A 14,581-nucleotide genomic window follows, 5' to 3' on the forward strand; every position below is an offset into this window, starting at 1 on the left:
ACGGACTGGGCCGACCGGGTGTCCGGCCTGGTGGGCGCGGGGCCTGTGCGCGCCGGGGCACGGTGACGGGCCGGGCGCGGGGTCGCCGGGCGGGCGCGGCCGGCCATGCACGCCGGACTGGGCCGACCGGGTGTCCGGCCTGGTGGGCGCGGGGCCTGTGCGCGCCGGGGCACGGTGACGGGCCGGGCGCGGGGTCGCCGGGCGGGCGCGGGGTGTGTGCGCGGGCGCCGGGCGGGCGCGGCCGGCCATGCACGCCGCCCGCGGCCGGGGGCGGCGTGCGGATCGGGCCGGCTCCGGGCAACGGTGCCTTGCGGCCGACGACGACGCCGCGGATGCGCGTGCCGGGCCCCGCGCCCCCGGCACGATCCGGACGGCCCCCTAGCGGGAGGTGGCGTGGGACGCCGCGTCCGTGCGGGCCTGGCTCCTGGCCCTGCGGGCCGGGCCTCGCCAGCCGCAGGTGCAGCGGGCCGTGCAGAAGGCGCCCTGTTCGACCGTGGTGGTGCGGTGTTCCGGGATGTCCTGGGGAGCTTCACGAGCGTCCTGCTGAGCCACGGCCACAACGTTACCGGGGTCGCCCGCCCGTCGTTAGCCGGGACGACAGGGGGCCCGGGAAGGGCCGTGTCGGCTGGGGTAGGTGGCGATGGTCGGGCGGGAGAGGGAGCGGCGGGGCAGGAAGACGGGGGCGGCCTCCGTCGTCGGGGCCGTGGTCGGCGTGGGGCTGGCCGCGACCGGGTGCTCCGGACAGGGGGCCGCCGCGCAGGACCCCCGCTCCGGTGACCCGGTCCGCGTGCTGCACCGGGCCGCGGACCGTCTGGTGGCCGCCGGCAGCTCCAAGGCCCGCACCGCCATGGAGATGGCCAGTGGCGGGACGCGGGTGACCATCCGCGGCGAGGGCGTCTACGACTTCCGGGAACGGCTCGGCAGGCTGAAGGTGAAGCTGCCGCAGGACCCGGCGGGCACGAGCGGGCACCGGCCGATCACCGAGCTGCTGGCGCCGGGTGCCCTGTTCATGAAGAACCGGGGCGCCGGTGTGCCCGACGACAAGTGGGTGAGGGTGGCGACCGCCACGCTCTCCGACGGGAACCTGGTGACCGGCGGGGCGACGGACCCGTTCGCCGCCGCCGAGGTGCTGCGGGGCACGCGGACGGCGACGTACGTGGGGCGCACCGAGGTGGCGGGGACCGAGGTGCGGCACTACCGGGGGACCGCCGACCTCGCCCGGGCGGCGCGGGCGGCATCGGACGGCAACAGGGCGGCGCTGTCCGCGGCGGCCGAGGGGTTCGCCACCGCCGAGGTGCCGTTCGACGCCTACCTCGACGACGCGGGCCGCATCCGCAAGGTCCGGCACCGGTTCAGCTTCGCCAACGGGCGGGGCGAGGGCACCGTGGCCGTCGCCTCGACGACGCTGCTCTACGACTTCGGCGCCGCCGTGCGCGTACGGCTGCCCGAGGAGGGCGACATCTACGCCGGGAAGATCGCCGCGGGGCCGGAGGGGGCGGCGGGCGCGGGCCCGGACGGCAAGAACTAGCCCTTCCGTGCCATGCGCGGTGCGTGGGCCGCTCCCTACTCTAGGAAGCCGGTGACGGCAGAGACGAGGTGACGCGCGTGGCTCCGGTCGGCGGTACGGCAGTTCAGGACCACGTGGCGCTCGCCGAGATAGAGCTGTGCGGGGAGCTGATCATCGCGGCCTCGGCCGCCCGGGAGCGGCTCAGCCTGGAGAGCATCGACGAGGTGCTGAGGGTGGCCGAGGAGCGCGGCGCCGGCGCCGGCCGGTAGGCGGGACCGCCGGGTCAGGTGCGCAGCAGGCGGCCGATCGCCTTCGTCGCCTCCTCCACCTTCGCGTCGACCTCGGAACCGCCCTTGAGGGCCGCGTCCGCGACGCAGTGGCGCAGGTGCTCCTCGAGGAGCTGCAGGGCGAAGGACTGCAGGGCCTTGGTGGAGGCGGAGACCTGGGTGAGTATGTCGATGCAGTAGACGTCCTCGTCGACCATGCGCTGCAGGCCGCGGATCTGGCCCTCGATGCGGCGCAGGCGCTTGAGGTGTTCGTCCTTCTGCTTGTGGTAGCCGTGCACGCCGCGGTCGTGGTCCGTGACGATGTCCGTCCCGTCCGTCTCCACCGCGTCCACGGCGGGGGAGGGCGCGCCTGCGCCGGCCTCGGTGGTCGTCATCGCGTCCTCCTGTTGTGCAGATTGCCGACGTATACCCCTAGTGGGTATATGATACCGAATTTTCCGGGGTAGGGGAGCCTTGGATCCGGCGCGGAGCACCGCCCCCGGTCGCCCCCCTGCTCATCACCCTGCCTCATGGGCGACACTGGGGGACGGCCCGTTAGCCGTGGCCGGATGATGCGCCTAGCATCAGCCTGACCGAAACCGATGCATCCCGAGGACCCCACGTGCGCTTTCGTCTGACCCCCAGGGAGACGAGCTTCTACGACATGTTCGCCGCGTCCGCGGACAACATTGTCACGGGCTCCAAGCTCCTGATGGAACTGCTCGGGGCGGACGCACCCGCCCGGGCCGAGATCGCAGAGCGTATGCGGGCCGCCGAACACGCGGGTGACGACGCCACGCACGCGATCTTCCACCAGCTGAACTCCTCGTTCATCACGCCGTTCGACCGCGAGGACATCTACTCCCTCGCGTCGTCCCTCGACGACATCATGGACTTCATGGAGGAGGCCGTCGACCTGGTCGTCCTCTACAACGTCGAGGAACTGCCCAAGGGCGTCGACCAGCAGATCGAGGTGCTCGCGCGGGCCGCCGAGCTGACCGCCGAGGCCATGCCGAACCTGCGGACCATGGACAACCTCACCGAGTACTGGATCGAGGTCAACCGGCTCGAGAACCAGGCCGACCAGATCCACCGCAAGCTGCTGGCCCACCTCTTCAACGGCAAGTACGACGCCATGGAGGTGCTCAAGCTGAAGCAGATCGTGGACGTGCTGGAAGAGGCGGCGGACGCGTTCGAGCACGTGGCGAACACGGTGGAGACCATCGCGGTCAAGGAGTCCTGACCCCTCCATGGACACCTTCGCTCTGATCGTGACCATCGGGGTCGCGCTCTTCTTCACGTACACCAACGGCTTCCACGACTCGGCGAACGCGATCGCGACGTCCGTGTCGACGCGGGCGCTGACGCCTCGGGCGGCGCTCGCGATGGCCGCCGTGATGAACCTCGCCGGCGCCTTCCTCGGCTCCGGGGTCGCCAAGACCGTCAGCGAGGGGCTGATCGAGACGCCCGAGGGCTCGAAGGGGATGGGAATCCTCTTCGCGGCGCTGATCGGCGCCATCGTGTGGAACCTCATCACCTGGTACTTCGGCCTGCCCTCGTCGTCCTCGCACGCGCTGTTCGGCGGCATGGTCGGCGCGGCGCTGGCGGGCAGCACGACCGTGTACTGGCACGGAGTGATCGACAAGATCATCATCCCGATGTTCGTGTCGCCGGTGATCGGCCTGGTCGTCGGTTACCTCGTCATGACGGTGATCATGTGGATGTTCCGGCGGGCCAATCCGCACAAGGCGAAGCGGGGATTCCGTATCGCGCAGACGGTGTCGGCGGCGGGCATGGCGCTGGGCCACGGCCTGCAGGACGCGCAGAAGACGATGGGCATCGTGGTGATGGCGCTGGTCATCGCCGATGTCGAGGACTACGGCGATCCGATCCCGGTCTGGGTGAAGATCGCCTGTGCGCTGATGCTGTCGCTCGGGACGTACGCGGGCGGCTGGCGGATCATGCGGACGCTGGGGCGGAAGATCATCGAGCTCGACCCGCCGCAGGGGTTCGCCGCGGAGACGACGGGGGCGTCGATCATGTTCGGGTCGGCGTTCGTGTTCCACGCGCCGATCTCCACGACGCATGTGATCACGTCGGCGATCATGGGCGTGGGGGCCACGAAACGGGTGAACGCGGTGCGGTGGGGGGTCGCGAAGAACATCATCCTGGGGTGGTTCATCACGATGCCGGCGGCCGCGGTGGTGGCCGCGTGTTCGTACTGGCTGGTGGATCTGGCGTTCCTGTAGGCGCCCCTTGCCGGGGTGGGACGCGCGGCCCGGCGCCACGAGGTGCCTCCCCCGGCGGGAACACCCCCGGCGCCCGCCCGTGCCGCCCTGCGGCACGACTGCCCACGGCTGTGTGTGAAGGGCCCGCCCCCGGTCTTCGGGGGCGGGCCCTTTCGCCTCGCGGTGGCACCGCCATGCAGCACCGCGAGGGGACCGGTCGCGGCCTAGCCGAAGCGGCCGGAGATGTAGTCCTCCGTGGCCTGGACCGACGGGTTGGAGAAGATGCGCTCCGTCTCGTCGATCTCGATCAGCTTGCCGGGCTGGCCGACCGCGGCCAGGTTGAAGAAGGCCGTGCGGTCCGAGACGCGCGCCGCCTGCTGCATGTTGTGCGTCACGATGACGATCGTGAAGCGCTCCTTCAGCTCGCCGATCAGGTCCTCGATCGCGAGGGTGGAGATCGGGTCCAGGGCGGAGCAGGGCTCGTCCATGAGCAGGACGTTCGGTTCCACCGCGATCGCCCGCGCGATGCACAGGCGCTGCTGCTGGCCGCCGGAGAGGCCGGAGCCCGGCTTGTTCAGGCGGTCCTTGACCTCGTTCCAGAGGTTGGCGCCCTTGAGGGACCTCTCGACGATGTCGTCCAGCTCGGACTTCTTGTACTTGCCGTTCAGGCGCAGGCCCGCCGCCACGTTGTCGTACACCGACATCGTCGGGAACGGGTTCGGGCGCTGGAAGACCATGCCGACCTCGCGCCGCACGGCCACCGGGTCGATCCCGGCGCCGTACAGGTTCTCGTCGTCGAGCATGACCTTGCCGTCGACCCGGCCGCCGGGCGTGACCTCGTGCATGCGGTTCAGCGTGCGCAGGAAGGTGGACTTGCCGCAGCCGGAGGGGCCGATGAAGGCCGTCACCGAGCGGGGTTCGACGGTCATCGAGATGTCCTCGATGGCCAGGAAGGAGCCGTAGTAGGCGTTGAGGCCGCTGACATCGATGCGCTTGGCCATGTGAATCACTGCTTCTTTCGGTCCGGGGCCTCAGCGACCGGTCTTCGGTGCCTTCCAGCGGGCGATGCCGCGGGCCACCAGGTTGAGGATCATGATGAACGCGATGAGCGTCAGGGCCGCCGCCCAGGCACGGTCGTACGCCGGGTCGGAGCCCGCGCCGTACTGCAGGTAGATGTACATCGGCAGCGACTCCTGCGGGTCCTGGAACGGATTCGCGTTGATGAAGTCGGTGCCCCAGACCAGCAGCAGCACGGGGGCCGTCTCGCCGGTGATGCGGGCGACGGCCAGCATGACGCCGGTGACGATGCCGCCGACCGAGGTCGGCAGGACCACCTTCAGGATCGTGCGCCACTTCGGCACGCCCAGCGCCAGCGACGCCTCGCGCAGCTCGTTCGGGACGAGCTTGAGCATCTCCTCGGTGGAGCGGACGATCACGGGGATCATCAGGATGCACAGGGCGAACGAGCCGGCGACGCCGGACGGGCCCATGTCCAGGATGAGCACCCACAGGCTGAGGACGAACAGGCCGGCGACGATCGACGGGATGCCCGTCATGACGTCGACGAAGAAGGTGACGGCCTTGGCGAGCCGGCCGCGGCCGTACTCGACCAGGTAGATCGCGGTGAGCACACCGACCGGCACGGAGAACAGGGTGGCGAGGCCGACCTGCTCCAGGGTGCCGAGGAGGGCGTGGTAGATGCCGCCGCCGGGCTCGCTGTCGGCGACCACACCCATCGAGTGGGTGAGGAAGTAGCCGTCGAGGACCCGCACGCCCCGCTTGAGCGTCTCCCAGATCAGGGAGAGCAGCGGGATCAGGGCCAGCAGGAACGCGACCCAGACCGTGCTGGTCGCCACCCGGTCCTTGGCCTGCCGGCCGCCCTCGACGCGCGCCGAGACGGCGTACGTGCCGCCGACGAACAGGACCACGGCGATCAGGGCCCACTGGACGCTGCTGTGCAGCCCGGCCGCGGCGCTGATGCCGAGGCCCGCGGCGACCGCTCCGGCCGCGACCGCCCAGGGGAACCACGGGGGCAGGGTGGCGCCGCGCAGGGAGCCGCGGCTCTTGGGGGTGAGGGTTGCGTGGCTCATGCGTTGGCCCCCGAGTACTCCTTGCGGCGGGCGATGATCAGGCGTGCCGCGCCGTTGACCAGCAGGGTGATGACGAAGAGCACCAGGCCGGAGGCGATCAGCGCGTCCCGGCCCATCACGGTGGCCTCGTTGAACTTGCTGGCGATGTTCTGGGCGAAGGTGCCGCCGCCCGGGTCGAGCAGGCTGGCGTCGATGTCGAAGGTCGGCGAGAGCACCATGGCCACGGCCATCGTCTCGCCGAGCGCGCGTCCGAGGCCGAGCATCGAGGCGGAGATGACGCCGGAGCGGCCGAAGGGGATCACCGACATCCGGATGACCTCCCAGCGCGTGGCTCCGAGGGCCAGCGCGGCCTCCTCGTGCATGCGCGGGACCTGCCGGAAGACCTCGCGGCTGACGTTGGTGATGATCGGCAGGATCATGATCGCGAGCAGGACGCCCACGGTGAGCAGCGAGCGCGGCGCTCCGCCGTTCCACTCGAAGACGCCGGTCCAGCCGAGGTACTCGTCCAGCCAGCCGAAGAGCCCGTCCATGTGCGGCACGAGGAAGAGCGCGCCCCACAGGCCGTAGACGATCGAGGGCACGGCGGCGAGCAGGTCGATCACGTACGCGATGACGCCGCCCAGCCTGCGCGGCGCGTAGTGCGTGATGAACAGGGCGATGCCCACCGAGACCGGCACCGCGATGGCCATGGCGATGACCGAGGACACGACGGTGCCGAAGGCCAGGACCGCGATGCCGAACTGCGGCGGGGTGCCGCTGGGGTTCCAGTCGAAGCTGGTGAAGAAGTTGGCCTCGTCCTCGCTGATGGCGAGGGAGGCGCGGTACGTCAGGAAGGCCGCGATGGCGGCCATGATGACCAGCACCAGGATGCCGGACCCGCGGGAGAGCCCGACGAAGATCCGGTCACCGGGGCGGACGGCGCCGCGCGTGGCGCGCCCGTTCTCGGCTCCCGGGGGCTGGTGGGGTAGGGGGGCTGCTGCCGGCTTGTGGGTGTCAGTGGTTATGTCCATCGGGTTCTCCGGTCTGCGGAGCCGCCGTACGCGGCGGCTCGGGCGGAGCCGTCCCTGCGGGGGCTCCTGGCGGCGGTGCACCGGACGGTGCGGTCCGGCCCCGTGCGGTGGCCGGACCGCACTCGGGTCAGCTCAGGCTCGCGATGTTCTCGCGGACCTTGGTGATGATCTCGGTGGGCATCGGGGCGTAGCCGGCGTCCTTCAGCAGGCCCTGGCCGTCCTCCGAGGCGATGTAGTTCAGGAAGGACTTGGTGGCGGGCAGCGTCTCCGCCTTGTTGCCCTTGTCACAGGCGATCTCGTAGGTCACGAGGACGATCGGGTAGGCGCCGTCGGCGGCCGGCGTGTAGTCCAGCTCCAGCGCGAGGTCCTTGCCGGTGCCGACGACCTTGGCCGCGCCGATGGCGGCGGTGGCGTTCTCGACGGTGGCCTTGACCGGCTCGGCGGCCTCGGTCTTCACGTCGACCGTCTTGACGCCGTCCTTGGCGTACGACAGCTCGAAGTACGAGATCGCGCCGGACGTCTGCTTCACCTGGGCGGCCAGGCCGGAGGAGCCCTGCGCGGACTGGCCGCCCTTGGCCGCCCAGGACTTGCCCGGCTCGTACGTCCAGTCCTTCGGCGCGGCGGCCTTCAGGTACTTGGTGAAGTTGTCCGTGGTGCCGGACTCGTCGGAGCGGTGGAACGCCTGGATCTTGAGGTCGGGGAGCTTGGCCCCGGGGTTGAGCTTGGCGATCGCCGGGTCGTTCCAGTGGGAGATCTTGCTGTCGAAGATCTTCGCGAGCGTCGGGGCGTCCAGGACGAGCGTGTCGACGCCGGGGACGTTGAAGCCGACGGCGATCGGACCGCCGACCATCGGCAGGTCGATGGCCTGGCCGTCCTTGCAGACCTTCTTCGAGGCCTCGATCTCGTCGGGCTTCAGCGCGGAGTCCGAGCCGGCGAACGCGGTCTGGCCCTGCGTGAACGCGGTGATGCCCGCGCCGGAACCGGTCGGGTTGTAGTTGATCTGCACGCCCTTGCAGGCCGCGACGTACTGCTTGACCCAGGCGTCGATGGCGTTCTTCTGGGCCGAGGAGCCGGAGGCCTGGAGCTGGCCCTTGGCGTCGTCGCACTTGATGTTGCCGGCCTGCGTGGTGGCGGAGGCGCCGCCGCCGTTGCTGTTCCCGCCGGTGTCGTCGGAGCCGCACGCCGTGAGGGCCAGGGCGCCGGAGACGGCGAGAGCACCGAGAGCGAGGGCCCGCCGGTTCATGCGCTGAAGCTTCACTTGAGGGAGTTCCTTCCAGGAGCCGCCGACCTGAATTCCGGCGGCGTGCGAGGACTGGTGACACGGGCGCGTTCTCGCAGGGCGGCCGTGCCGGGTAAGGCCGAAATTAGGCAGAACAGGTGAAGCCGCCGATGGGCGTGAATGAACGAGGGGTGAACCCCTGTGGACGGTGCGGTGAGGTCACGGAATGCTTACGCCGATGACACGGCGCGGTTCCGGGTCACCCGTCGTACGGGGCCTCCCCGCCCGGGCGCAGCGCGGCCGGCAGCGCGTCGAGGAGGGCCCGGTCCCTGGGGTGGGTCAGGCGGGCGCGGGCGGCCGCGACCGGCAGCCACAGGACGCGGTCGACCTCGTCGTTCGGGGCGAAGCCGCCCGAGACGGCCTCCGCGGCCCAGTACCGGACCTCCTTGGGGCGGCCGTCCGCCAGGTAGCGCGCGGTGGGCAGCTCGGGCCCCGGCACCGCGGCGTACCCCGTCTCCTCCGCCACCTCGCGCAGGGCCCCGGCGAGCGGGTCCTCGCCGCGCCGGAGCTTGCCCTTGGGGTGCGACCAGTCGTCGTACTTCGGCCGGTGGACCAGGCAGAGCCGGAGCTCGCCGGTGCGCGGGGCGCGGCGCCACAGGACGCAGCCGGCCGCGCGGACGGTGGTGTCCTCGGGAGTGCTCATGCGGGGCTCGCCATCCCTTCGCGGGTCACTGCGCCGGTGCCGGGCGGACGGTCCTGTTCTGCCAGTCGTGCTGGAACGCGTACCGTGCCGCCTCGACCTCGTGGCGCTGGTCGGCGTGGAGCACGCCGAGGGCGTACGCCGTCGCCGGGGCGATGCGTGGCGTGCGGGCGGCCTGGGCCGCGGCGGCGGCGGCCTCCGACGCGTCGCGGTGGCGGTCGAGGGCCCGGCCCGCGGTGAGCAGGCGGGCGTCCTCGCCGCTCGGGCCGTTCTCGCCGGCCAGGACCTCGCGTGCGTACCGGTGCAGCCGCAGCAGCAGGCGTACCTGGTGCCAGGGGGCGTCCTGCGGGTGGGGCGCCGGATCCGGGGACAGGCCGTGGACCAGCGCCTCCGCGTTGTACGGGTGGCCCGCGGTGACCAGGGGCAGCGCGGCCACCGCGCCGGCGAGGCGGTCCTGCGCCGCTCCGGCCAGCGGGCGGAGGTCGGCGGTGGCGTCGGCGGTCGTCCGCAGGGGGACCTCGCTGGCCAGTAACGCGACCTTGTCGGCGACCGCGTGGAAGCGGCTGCTGCCCAGGGCCTGCAGGGCGGTGGAGTGGGCCCGGGTGCGGGCCAGGGTCAGCTGGCGGTCGAGCAGGGCGCCCGCCTTGGCCGCGCCCACGGTGAGGCTGCCGCGGTCGGGGGGCGCGGGGGCCGGCGGGAGCGCGGGGGACGCGGCAAGGCCCGCGGACACGGCCGCGGCCGCCACCTGCCGGCGTGCCGGGAGCTCCGACGAGCCGGACAGGCGGTGCAGCGCCTGGAGCAGGCGTTCCAGGCGGGAGGCGTACGCGTGCTCCCTCGCCAGCGTGCCGGACAGCCAGGCCAGTTCGGGGCGCATGCCCTCCGCCCAGTCGGCGTCGAGCAGCGGCTGGTAGGTGTGCAGCGTGCCGCTGAGGCGGCGGGCCGCGCGGCGCAGGGCACGGGCCGCGTCCACGGAGCCCGCGGCGGCCGGACCGTTCGCGCCCGTCCCCGCGCCCGACCCGCGGTGCAGGCGCAGGGCGCGGAGGAACTCCGTGGCCTGGGCGCGGAGGTAGCTCGCGAGGGCCTCCACGGGCACCGGGCCGGCCGGTCCGGTCAGGGAGTTCGTCGGATCAAGGTGTTGCTGTGCCACGCCGGCGCCTCCGGGCGTCTATGAGCATCTCCTGGACGTTGCGCAGGGGCTGGCCGTCCGCGTCGGTCGCGTGCCGGGTCCACTCGCCGTCCGGGCCGAGGTGCCAGGAGGCGGTGCCGTCGGACATGCCGGTCTCCAACAGCCGGTTGAGGGCCGCCCGGTGGGCCGGGTCGGTGACCCGGACGAGTGCCTCGATACGGCGGTCGAGGTTGCGGTGCATCATGTCGGCGCTGCCGAACCACACCTCGGGCTCGCCGCCGTTGCCGAAGGCGAAGACGCGCGAGTGCTCCAGGAAGCGGCCGAGGACGGAACGGACCCGGATGTTCTCCGACAGGCCCGCCACGCCCGGGCGCAGCGCGCAGATGCCGCGCACCCACACGTCGACCGGGACGCCCGCCCGGGACGCGCGGTAGCACGCGTCGATCACGGCCTCGTCGACCATCGAGTTGACCTTGATGCGGATATAGGCGGGGCGGCCGGCGCGGTGGTGCTGGATCTCCTTGTGGATGCGGGAGACCAGGCCGTCGCGCAGGGACTTGGGCGCGACGAGCAGGCGGCGGTAGGTCTCGCGGCGGGAGTAGCCGGAGAGGCGGTTGAACAGGTCGGAGAGGTCCGCGCCGACCTGCGGGTCCGCGGTGAGCAGACCGAGGTCCTCGTAGAGGCGGGCCGTCTTCGGGTGGTAGTTGCCCGTGCCGACGTGGCTGTACCGGCGGAGGGTGTCGCCCTCCTGGCGGACGACCAGGGACAGCTTGCAGTGGGTCTTCAGGCCGACCAGCCCGTAGACGACGTGGCAGCCGGCCTCCTCCAGCTTGCGGGCCCACTTGATGTTGGCGTGCTCGTCGAAGCGGGCCTTGATCTCGACCAGGACGAGGACCTGCTTGCCGGACTCGGCCGCGTCGATGAGCGCGTCGACTATCGGGGAGTCGCCGGAGGTGCGGTACAGCGTCTGCTTGATCGCGAGGACGTCCGGATCGGCCGCCGCCTGCTCCAGGAAGGCCTGCACGGAGGTGGAGAACGAGTCGTACGGGTGGTGGAGCAGGACGTCGCGGCTGCGCAGGGCGGCGAAGACGTCCGGCGGCGACGCCGACTCGACCTCGGCGAGGTCGCGGTGGGTGCCGGCGATGAACTTCTGGTACTTCAGCTCCGGCCGGTCGAGGCTGTGGATGCGGAAGAGACCGGTGAGGTCCAGGGGGCCGGGGAGGGGGTAGACCTCCGCCTCGCCGATCTTCAGTTCGCGGACGAGGAGGTCCAGGACCTCCCGGTCGACGGACTCCTCCACCTCCAGGCGGACCGGCGGGCCGAAGCGGCGCCGCATGAGCTCCTTCTCGAGGGCCTGGAGGAGGTTCTCGGCGTCGTCCTCCTCGACCTCCAGGTCCTCGTTGCGGGTGAGGCGGAAGGCGTGGTGCTCCAGGACCTCCATGCCGGGGAACAGTTCTTCGAGGTGGGCGGCGATGACGTCCTCGAGGGGGACGTAGCGGCCGGGGGACGCTTCGAGGAAGCGGGAGAGCAGCGGGGGGACCTTGACGCGGGCGAAGTGGCGGTGGCCGGTGACCGGGTTGCGGACGACGACCGCGAGGTTGAGGGAGAGGCCCGAGATGTAGGGGAAGGGATGGGCCGGGTCGACGGCGAGGGGGGTGAGGACGGGGAAGATCTGGTGCCGGAAGAGGGTGAACAGGCGGGCCTGCTCCTTCTCCGCCAGTTCGTTCCAGCGGACCAGGTGGATGCCCTCGTCGGCGAGGGCCGGGGCGACGTCCTCGTGGAAGCAGGCGGCGTGCCGGGCCATGAGCTCGCGGGAGCGGGCCCAGATCATCTCCAGCACCTCGCGGGGCTGGAGGCCGGAGGCGGAGCGGGTGGCGACGCCGGTGGCGATGCGGCGCTTCAGACCGGCGACGCGGACCATGAAGAACTCGTCCAGGTTGCTGGCGAAGATCGCGAGGAAGTTGGCGCGCTCGAGGAGGGGGGTGCTCGGGTCCTCGGCGAGTTCGAGGACGCGCTCGTTGAAGGCGAGCCAGCTGCGTTCGCGGTCCAGGAAGCGGCCCTGGGGCAGGGCGGTGCCCGCGTCGGCGCCGTCGGTGCCGGGCGCCGGCGACTCCTCGTACGCGTCCAGGTCCGCGTCGATGTCGGGCTCCAGGTCGGAGACGGTCGCGGCCACGGTGTGCGGGCGGTGCGCGGCGATGGAGCCCACGGAGGGCTGCGGGTGCTGGACCTCTGCCTGGGGGTTCGGCTGCCTCATGAACTCATTCTTCCGCGCCGCGTGCAGGACAGGCGCGTCGGAGGGCGCGGAATGCTCTGCTCCTGGTGGCGCGGTCGGTTTCATTCGGCGAGGGTTGCAAGGCTGTCTGAATCGATGGTTACGGGGACATGACGTGTGGGATAGCGGGGGGCCTCCGGTGGTGGTGCGGGGTGCCTGCGGCGCCTGTGCGGGTGTGGTGGGGTGCGCGGATGCCTGCGGCGCCTGTGCGGGTTCGGTGGGGGTGCGCGGATGCCTGCGGCGCCTGTGCGGCTTCGGTGGGGGTGCGCGTAGCGCCTTCGGTGGTCTGTGGGGCGGGGCCGCGCCGGGGGGTGTCCGTCCTCGGAACGGCGCGGAATCGGGTACTGACCAACAGACGGGGCGTTGACGCGCCAACCGCTGCGGGCGGACACCCCCCGACACGTCCCCTTCCCGCCGTACGCGACTGACCCGCCGTCCTCGCGTAGCTGCGGGCAGCCGCCGTGCGCCGCCGTCCCGGCTGCGGGCGGTCGCCGTGCCGCCGCCGCTGCGGGCAGTCGTGCCTCCCCCAGTGCCTGAACGGCCTGGGAGGTACCCCCAGGGGCGGCACGGGTGGGCGGTGGGGGTCCCCCCGCTCGAGCGAAGCCGAGAGTGGGGGAGGCACCCCGTAGCGCCGGGCGCGCGACCCACCCCCGCCCCGGACACCCGTGAACGCCGGGCCGCTGCACCCCCCGCACCCGTCGAAAAATTCCGTCGTGGTCCCGTGAACCGGACCGTCCGGCTCGTCCGATGAGGAGACGTGAGCGAAACGAGAACCGACGGCGAGCTGCTGCGGGCCGTCGCGGCGGACGCCGACCGGCGTGCCTTCGAGGAGCTGTACCGGCGGTACGCCCCCTGGCTGACCGCCCGGATGCGCGGCCGCTGCGCCGACGCCGGCGTCGTCGACGACGTCGTGCAGGAGACGTTCCTCGCGGTGTGGCGGGGCAGCGCGCGCTACCGGCAGGAGGGGGACGTGGCCGGCTGGCTGTGGCGGATCGCGTCCCGGCGGCTGGTCGACGCGCTGCGCGGTGACGGCGCCCGGGGGCGGTTGCGGCAGGCGCTGGCCCGCCTGCGGCACCGGGACGAGGCGTCCGCCGAGGAGCGGGTGCTCGCCGGCGTCGAGCACGGGGATCTCGCCGGTGCGCTGGTCCGGCTCTCGCCGGAGCTGCGCGCGGTGCTCCAGGCCACGGTCATCGACGGGCTGACCACCCGCGAGGCGGCCGTCCTGCTCGGCATCCCGCCGGGCACGGTCAAGACGCGGGCGATGCGGGCCCGCCGGCAGCTGCGGGAGGCACTGGCATGAGAAGCGAGAACGGCTGGCACGTGGACGAGGACGACCTGCGGGCGTACGCCCGTGGCGAGCTCGCGGCGCCCGCGCTCTGGTCCGCCGATGCCCACCTGACCTCCTGCGCGCGGTGCCGGGGTGTCCTCGCCGGGGTGAGTGACGCCGCCGCCCTGGAGGCGGGGTGGGAGCGGCTCGACGCCGAGCTGGACGCGCCCCGTCCGGGGTGGCTCGAGGGCCTGCTGGTGCGGTGCGGGGCCGCCGACCACACCGCGCGACTGCTCGCGGCCACGCCCGTGCTGCGCCGTTCCTGGCTGGCCGCGGTCGTCGCCGTGCTGGTGACGACCTTCGGCGTCGCCCTCGCGTCCGGCGTCACCGACAGGCCCACGCTCTTCCTCGCCTTCGCGCCGCTGCTGCCGCTGGCCGGGGTGGCGCTCGCCTACGGGCCCGCGCTGGACCCGACGTACGAGATGGCGGTCGTCTCGCCGATGCACGGCTTCCGGCTGCTGATGATCCGTACGGTCGCCGTCCTGGCCGTCGCTCTCGGCGTCAACGGCCTCGCGACGCTCACCCTGCCGGGATACGGGCTGCGCGCGCTGGCCTGGCTGCTGCCCGCGCTCGCTCTCACCGCCTCCGGGCTGGCGCTGACGCCCCGGCTGGGACCGGTGGTCGCGCCCTCGGTGGTCGCCGGGGCGTGGGGCGGGGTGCTGTTCGCCGCGGACGCGGCGCAGGCCGCCGGGGACGGTCCGCTGGCGCCGTTCACCGCGGCCGGGCAGGGCGTGTCCGCGGCCGTGGCCGTGCTGGGGACGGGGCTGCTCGTCCTGTTCCGCGACCGGTTCGACGTCTTTGCGCGGGGTGCCGCGTGAGTCCTTCTTCCTTCCTCT

At 72.5% G+C, this 14,581-nt stretch carries 15 protein-coding genes; 6 read left to right on the forward strand and 9 right to left on the reverse strand.

Annotated elements, in window-relative coordinates; all coding sequences use genetic code 11:
• Window positions 1–378 precede the first annotated feature (378 nt).
• On the reverse strand, window positions 379–552 hold the full coding sequence (locus tag ACZ4V6_RS22870) for a hypothetical protein (protein ID WP_467830345.1): 174 nt from the start codon (window positions 550–552) through the stop codon (window positions 379–381).
• 88 nt (window positions 553–640) lie between these two features.
• Here ACZ4V6_RS22870 and ACZ4V6_RS22875 point away from each other — a divergent pair, with 88 nt between their 5' ends.
• Both ACZ4V6_RS22875 and ACZ4V6_RS22880 read left to right on the forward strand, forming a co-directional pair.
• Window positions 641–1,528 (forward strand): SCO4651 family lipoprotein, encoded by an 888-nt coding sequence (locus ACZ4V6_RS22875; RefSeq protein WP_467830919.1) that lies wholly within the window; start codon window positions 641–643, stop codon window positions 1,526–1,528.
• A 68-nt stretch (window positions 1,529–1,596) separates the two neighbouring features.
• Complete coding sequence (locus ACZ4V6_RS22880; protein ID WP_467830348.1) at window positions 1,597–1,776, forward strand: hypothetical protein; 180 nt, start codon at window positions 1,597–1,599, stop codon at window positions 1,774–1,776.
• Between the two features lie 14 nt (window positions 1,777–1,790).
• Here the strand turns inward: ACZ4V6_RS22880 and ACZ4V6_RS22885 are convergent, their stop codons facing one another.
• Complete coding sequence (locus ACZ4V6_RS22885) at window positions 1,791–2,168, reverse strand: metal-sensitive transcriptional regulator (protein WP_467830350.1); 378 nt, start codon at window positions 2,166–2,168, stop codon at window positions 1,791–1,793.
• Between the two features lie 227 nt (window positions 2,169–2,395).
• Here ACZ4V6_RS22885 and ACZ4V6_RS22890 point away from each other — a divergent pair, with 227 nt between their 5' ends.
• Both ACZ4V6_RS22890 and pitH read left to right on the forward strand, forming a co-directional pair.
• Window positions 2,396–3,016 carry a DUF47 domain-containing protein gene (locus tag ACZ4V6_RS22890; protein WP_077799272.1) on the forward strand — a complete coding sequence of 207 codons (621 nt, stop codon included), beginning with the start codon at window positions 2,396–2,398 and terminating at the stop codon, window positions 3,014–3,016.
• A gap of 7 nt (window positions 3,017–3,023) precedes the next feature.
• The gene (gene pitH / locus ACZ4V6_RS22895) at window positions 3,024–4,022 is read left to right on the forward strand and encodes a low-affinity phosphate transporter PitH (RefSeq protein WP_467830353.1); all 999 of its coding nucleotides are present in this window, start codon (window positions 3,024–3,026) and stop codon (window positions 4,020–4,022) included.
• Between the two features lie 203 nt (window positions 4,023–4,225).
• On the opposite strand, the gene pstB is transcribed toward pitH, so the two are convergent.
• The 7 genes from pstB to ACZ4V6_RS22930 all read right to left on the reverse strand — a co-directional run bounded on the left by pstB (window position 4,226) and on the right by ACZ4V6_RS22930 (window position 12,400).
• Window positions 4,226–5,002 (reverse strand): phosphate ABC transporter ATP-binding protein PstB, encoded by a 777-nt coding sequence (pstB, locus tag ACZ4V6_RS22900; RefSeq protein ID WP_467830355.1) that lies wholly within the window; start codon window positions 5,000–5,002, stop codon window positions 4,226–4,228.
• 30 nt (window positions 5,003–5,032) lie between these two features.
• Entirely contained in the window at window positions 5,033–6,091 is a 1,059-nt protein-coding gene (gene pstA, locus ACZ4V6_RS22905) for a phosphate ABC transporter permease PstA (RefSeq protein WP_467830358.1), read from the reverse strand.
• Window positions 6,088–7,101, reverse strand: coding sequence for a phosphate ABC transporter permease subunit PstC (pstC, locus tag ACZ4V6_RS22910; RefSeq protein WP_467830361.1), 1,014 nt, complete (start codon window positions 7,099–7,101; stop codon window positions 6,088–6,090). Before pstC ends, pstA begins: the two co-directional genes overlap by 4 nt.
• Before the next feature lie 127 nt (window positions 7,102–7,228).
• Window positions 7,229–8,359 (reverse strand): phosphate ABC transporter substrate-binding protein PstS, encoded by a 1,131-nt coding sequence (pstS, locus tag ACZ4V6_RS22915; RefSeq protein ID WP_467830363.1) that lies wholly within the window; start codon window positions 8,357–8,359, stop codon window positions 7,229–7,231.
• Window positions 8,360–8,579: 220 nt separating this feature from the next.
• Complete coding sequence (locus ACZ4V6_RS22920; RefSeq protein WP_467830366.1) at window positions 8,580–9,023, reverse strand: NUDIX hydrolase; 444 nt, start codon at window positions 9,021–9,023, stop codon at window positions 8,580–8,582.
• Window positions 9,024–9,048: 25 nt separating this feature from the next.
• Window positions 9,049–10,167 (reverse strand): CHAD domain-containing protein, encoded by a 1,119-nt coding sequence (locus ACZ4V6_RS22925; protein ID WP_467830368.1) that lies wholly within the window; start codon window positions 10,165–10,167, stop codon window positions 9,049–9,051.
• A complete protein-coding gene (locus tag ACZ4V6_RS22930; protein WP_467830370.1) occupies window positions 10,148–12,400 on the reverse strand; it encodes an RNA degradosome polyphosphate kinase in 2,253 nt (750 codons plus the stop codon). The genes ACZ4V6_RS22925 and ACZ4V6_RS22930 overlap by 20 nt, the downstream gene beginning before the upstream one ends.
• Before the next feature lie 775 nt (window positions 12,401–13,175).
• Here ACZ4V6_RS22930 and ACZ4V6_RS22935 point away from each other — a divergent pair.
• Both ACZ4V6_RS22935 and ACZ4V6_RS22940 read left to right on the forward strand, forming a co-directional pair.
• Window positions 13,176–13,718 (forward strand): RNA polymerase sigma factor, encoded by a 543-nt coding sequence (locus ACZ4V6_RS22935; RefSeq protein ID WP_403519890.1) that lies wholly within the window; start codon window positions 13,176–13,178, stop codon window positions 13,716–13,718.
• The gene (locus ACZ4V6_RS22940) at window positions 13,715–14,563 is read left to right on the forward strand and encodes a zf-HC2 domain-containing protein (protein WP_467830372.1); all 849 of its coding nucleotides are present in this window, start codon (window positions 13,715–13,717) and stop codon (window positions 14,561–14,563) included. The genes ACZ4V6_RS22935 and ACZ4V6_RS22940 overlap by 4 nt, the downstream gene beginning before the upstream one ends.
• The last annotated feature ends 18 nt before the right edge of the window (window positions 14,564–14,581 follow it).

The sequence above is a fragment of the Streptomyces sp. NPDC029152 genome, from assembly GCF_055564355.1.

Coding starts and splice junctions, on each gene's coding strand:
- pstB (WP_467830355.1), bottom strand. CDS start 5,002: ATGGCCAAGCGCATCGATGTCAGCGGCCTCAACGCCTACTACGGCTCC.
- ACZ4V6_RS22885 (WP_467830350.1), bottom strand. CDS start 2,168: ATGACGACCACCGAGGCCGGCGCAGGCGCGCCCTCCCCCGCCGTGGAC.
- pitH (WP_467830353.1), top strand. CDS start 3,024: ATGGACACCTTCGCTCTGATCGTGACCATCGGGGTCGCGCTCTTCTTC.
- ACZ4V6_RS22920 (WP_467830366.1), bottom strand. CDS start 9,023: ATGAGCACTCCCGAGGACACCACCGTCCGCGCGGCCGGCTGCGTCCTG.
- ACZ4V6_RS22875 (WP_467830919.1), top strand. CDS start 641: ATGGTCGGGCGGGAGAGGGAGCGGCGGGGCAGGAAGACGGGGGCGGCC.
- pstC (WP_467830361.1), bottom strand. CDS start 7,101: ATGGACATAACCACTGACACCCACAAGCCGGCAGCAGCCCCCCTACCC.
- pstA (WP_467830358.1), bottom strand. CDS start 6,091: ATGAGCCACGCAACCCTCACCCCCAAGAGCCGCGGCTCCCTGCGCGGC.
- ACZ4V6_RS22940 (WP_467830372.1), top strand. CDS start 13,715: ATGAGAAGCGAGAACGGCTGGCACGTGGACGAGGACGACCTGCGGGCG.
- ACZ4V6_RS22930 (WP_467830370.1), bottom strand. CDS start 12,400: ATGAGGCAGCCGAACCCCCAGGCAGAGGTCCAGCACCCGCAGCCCTCC.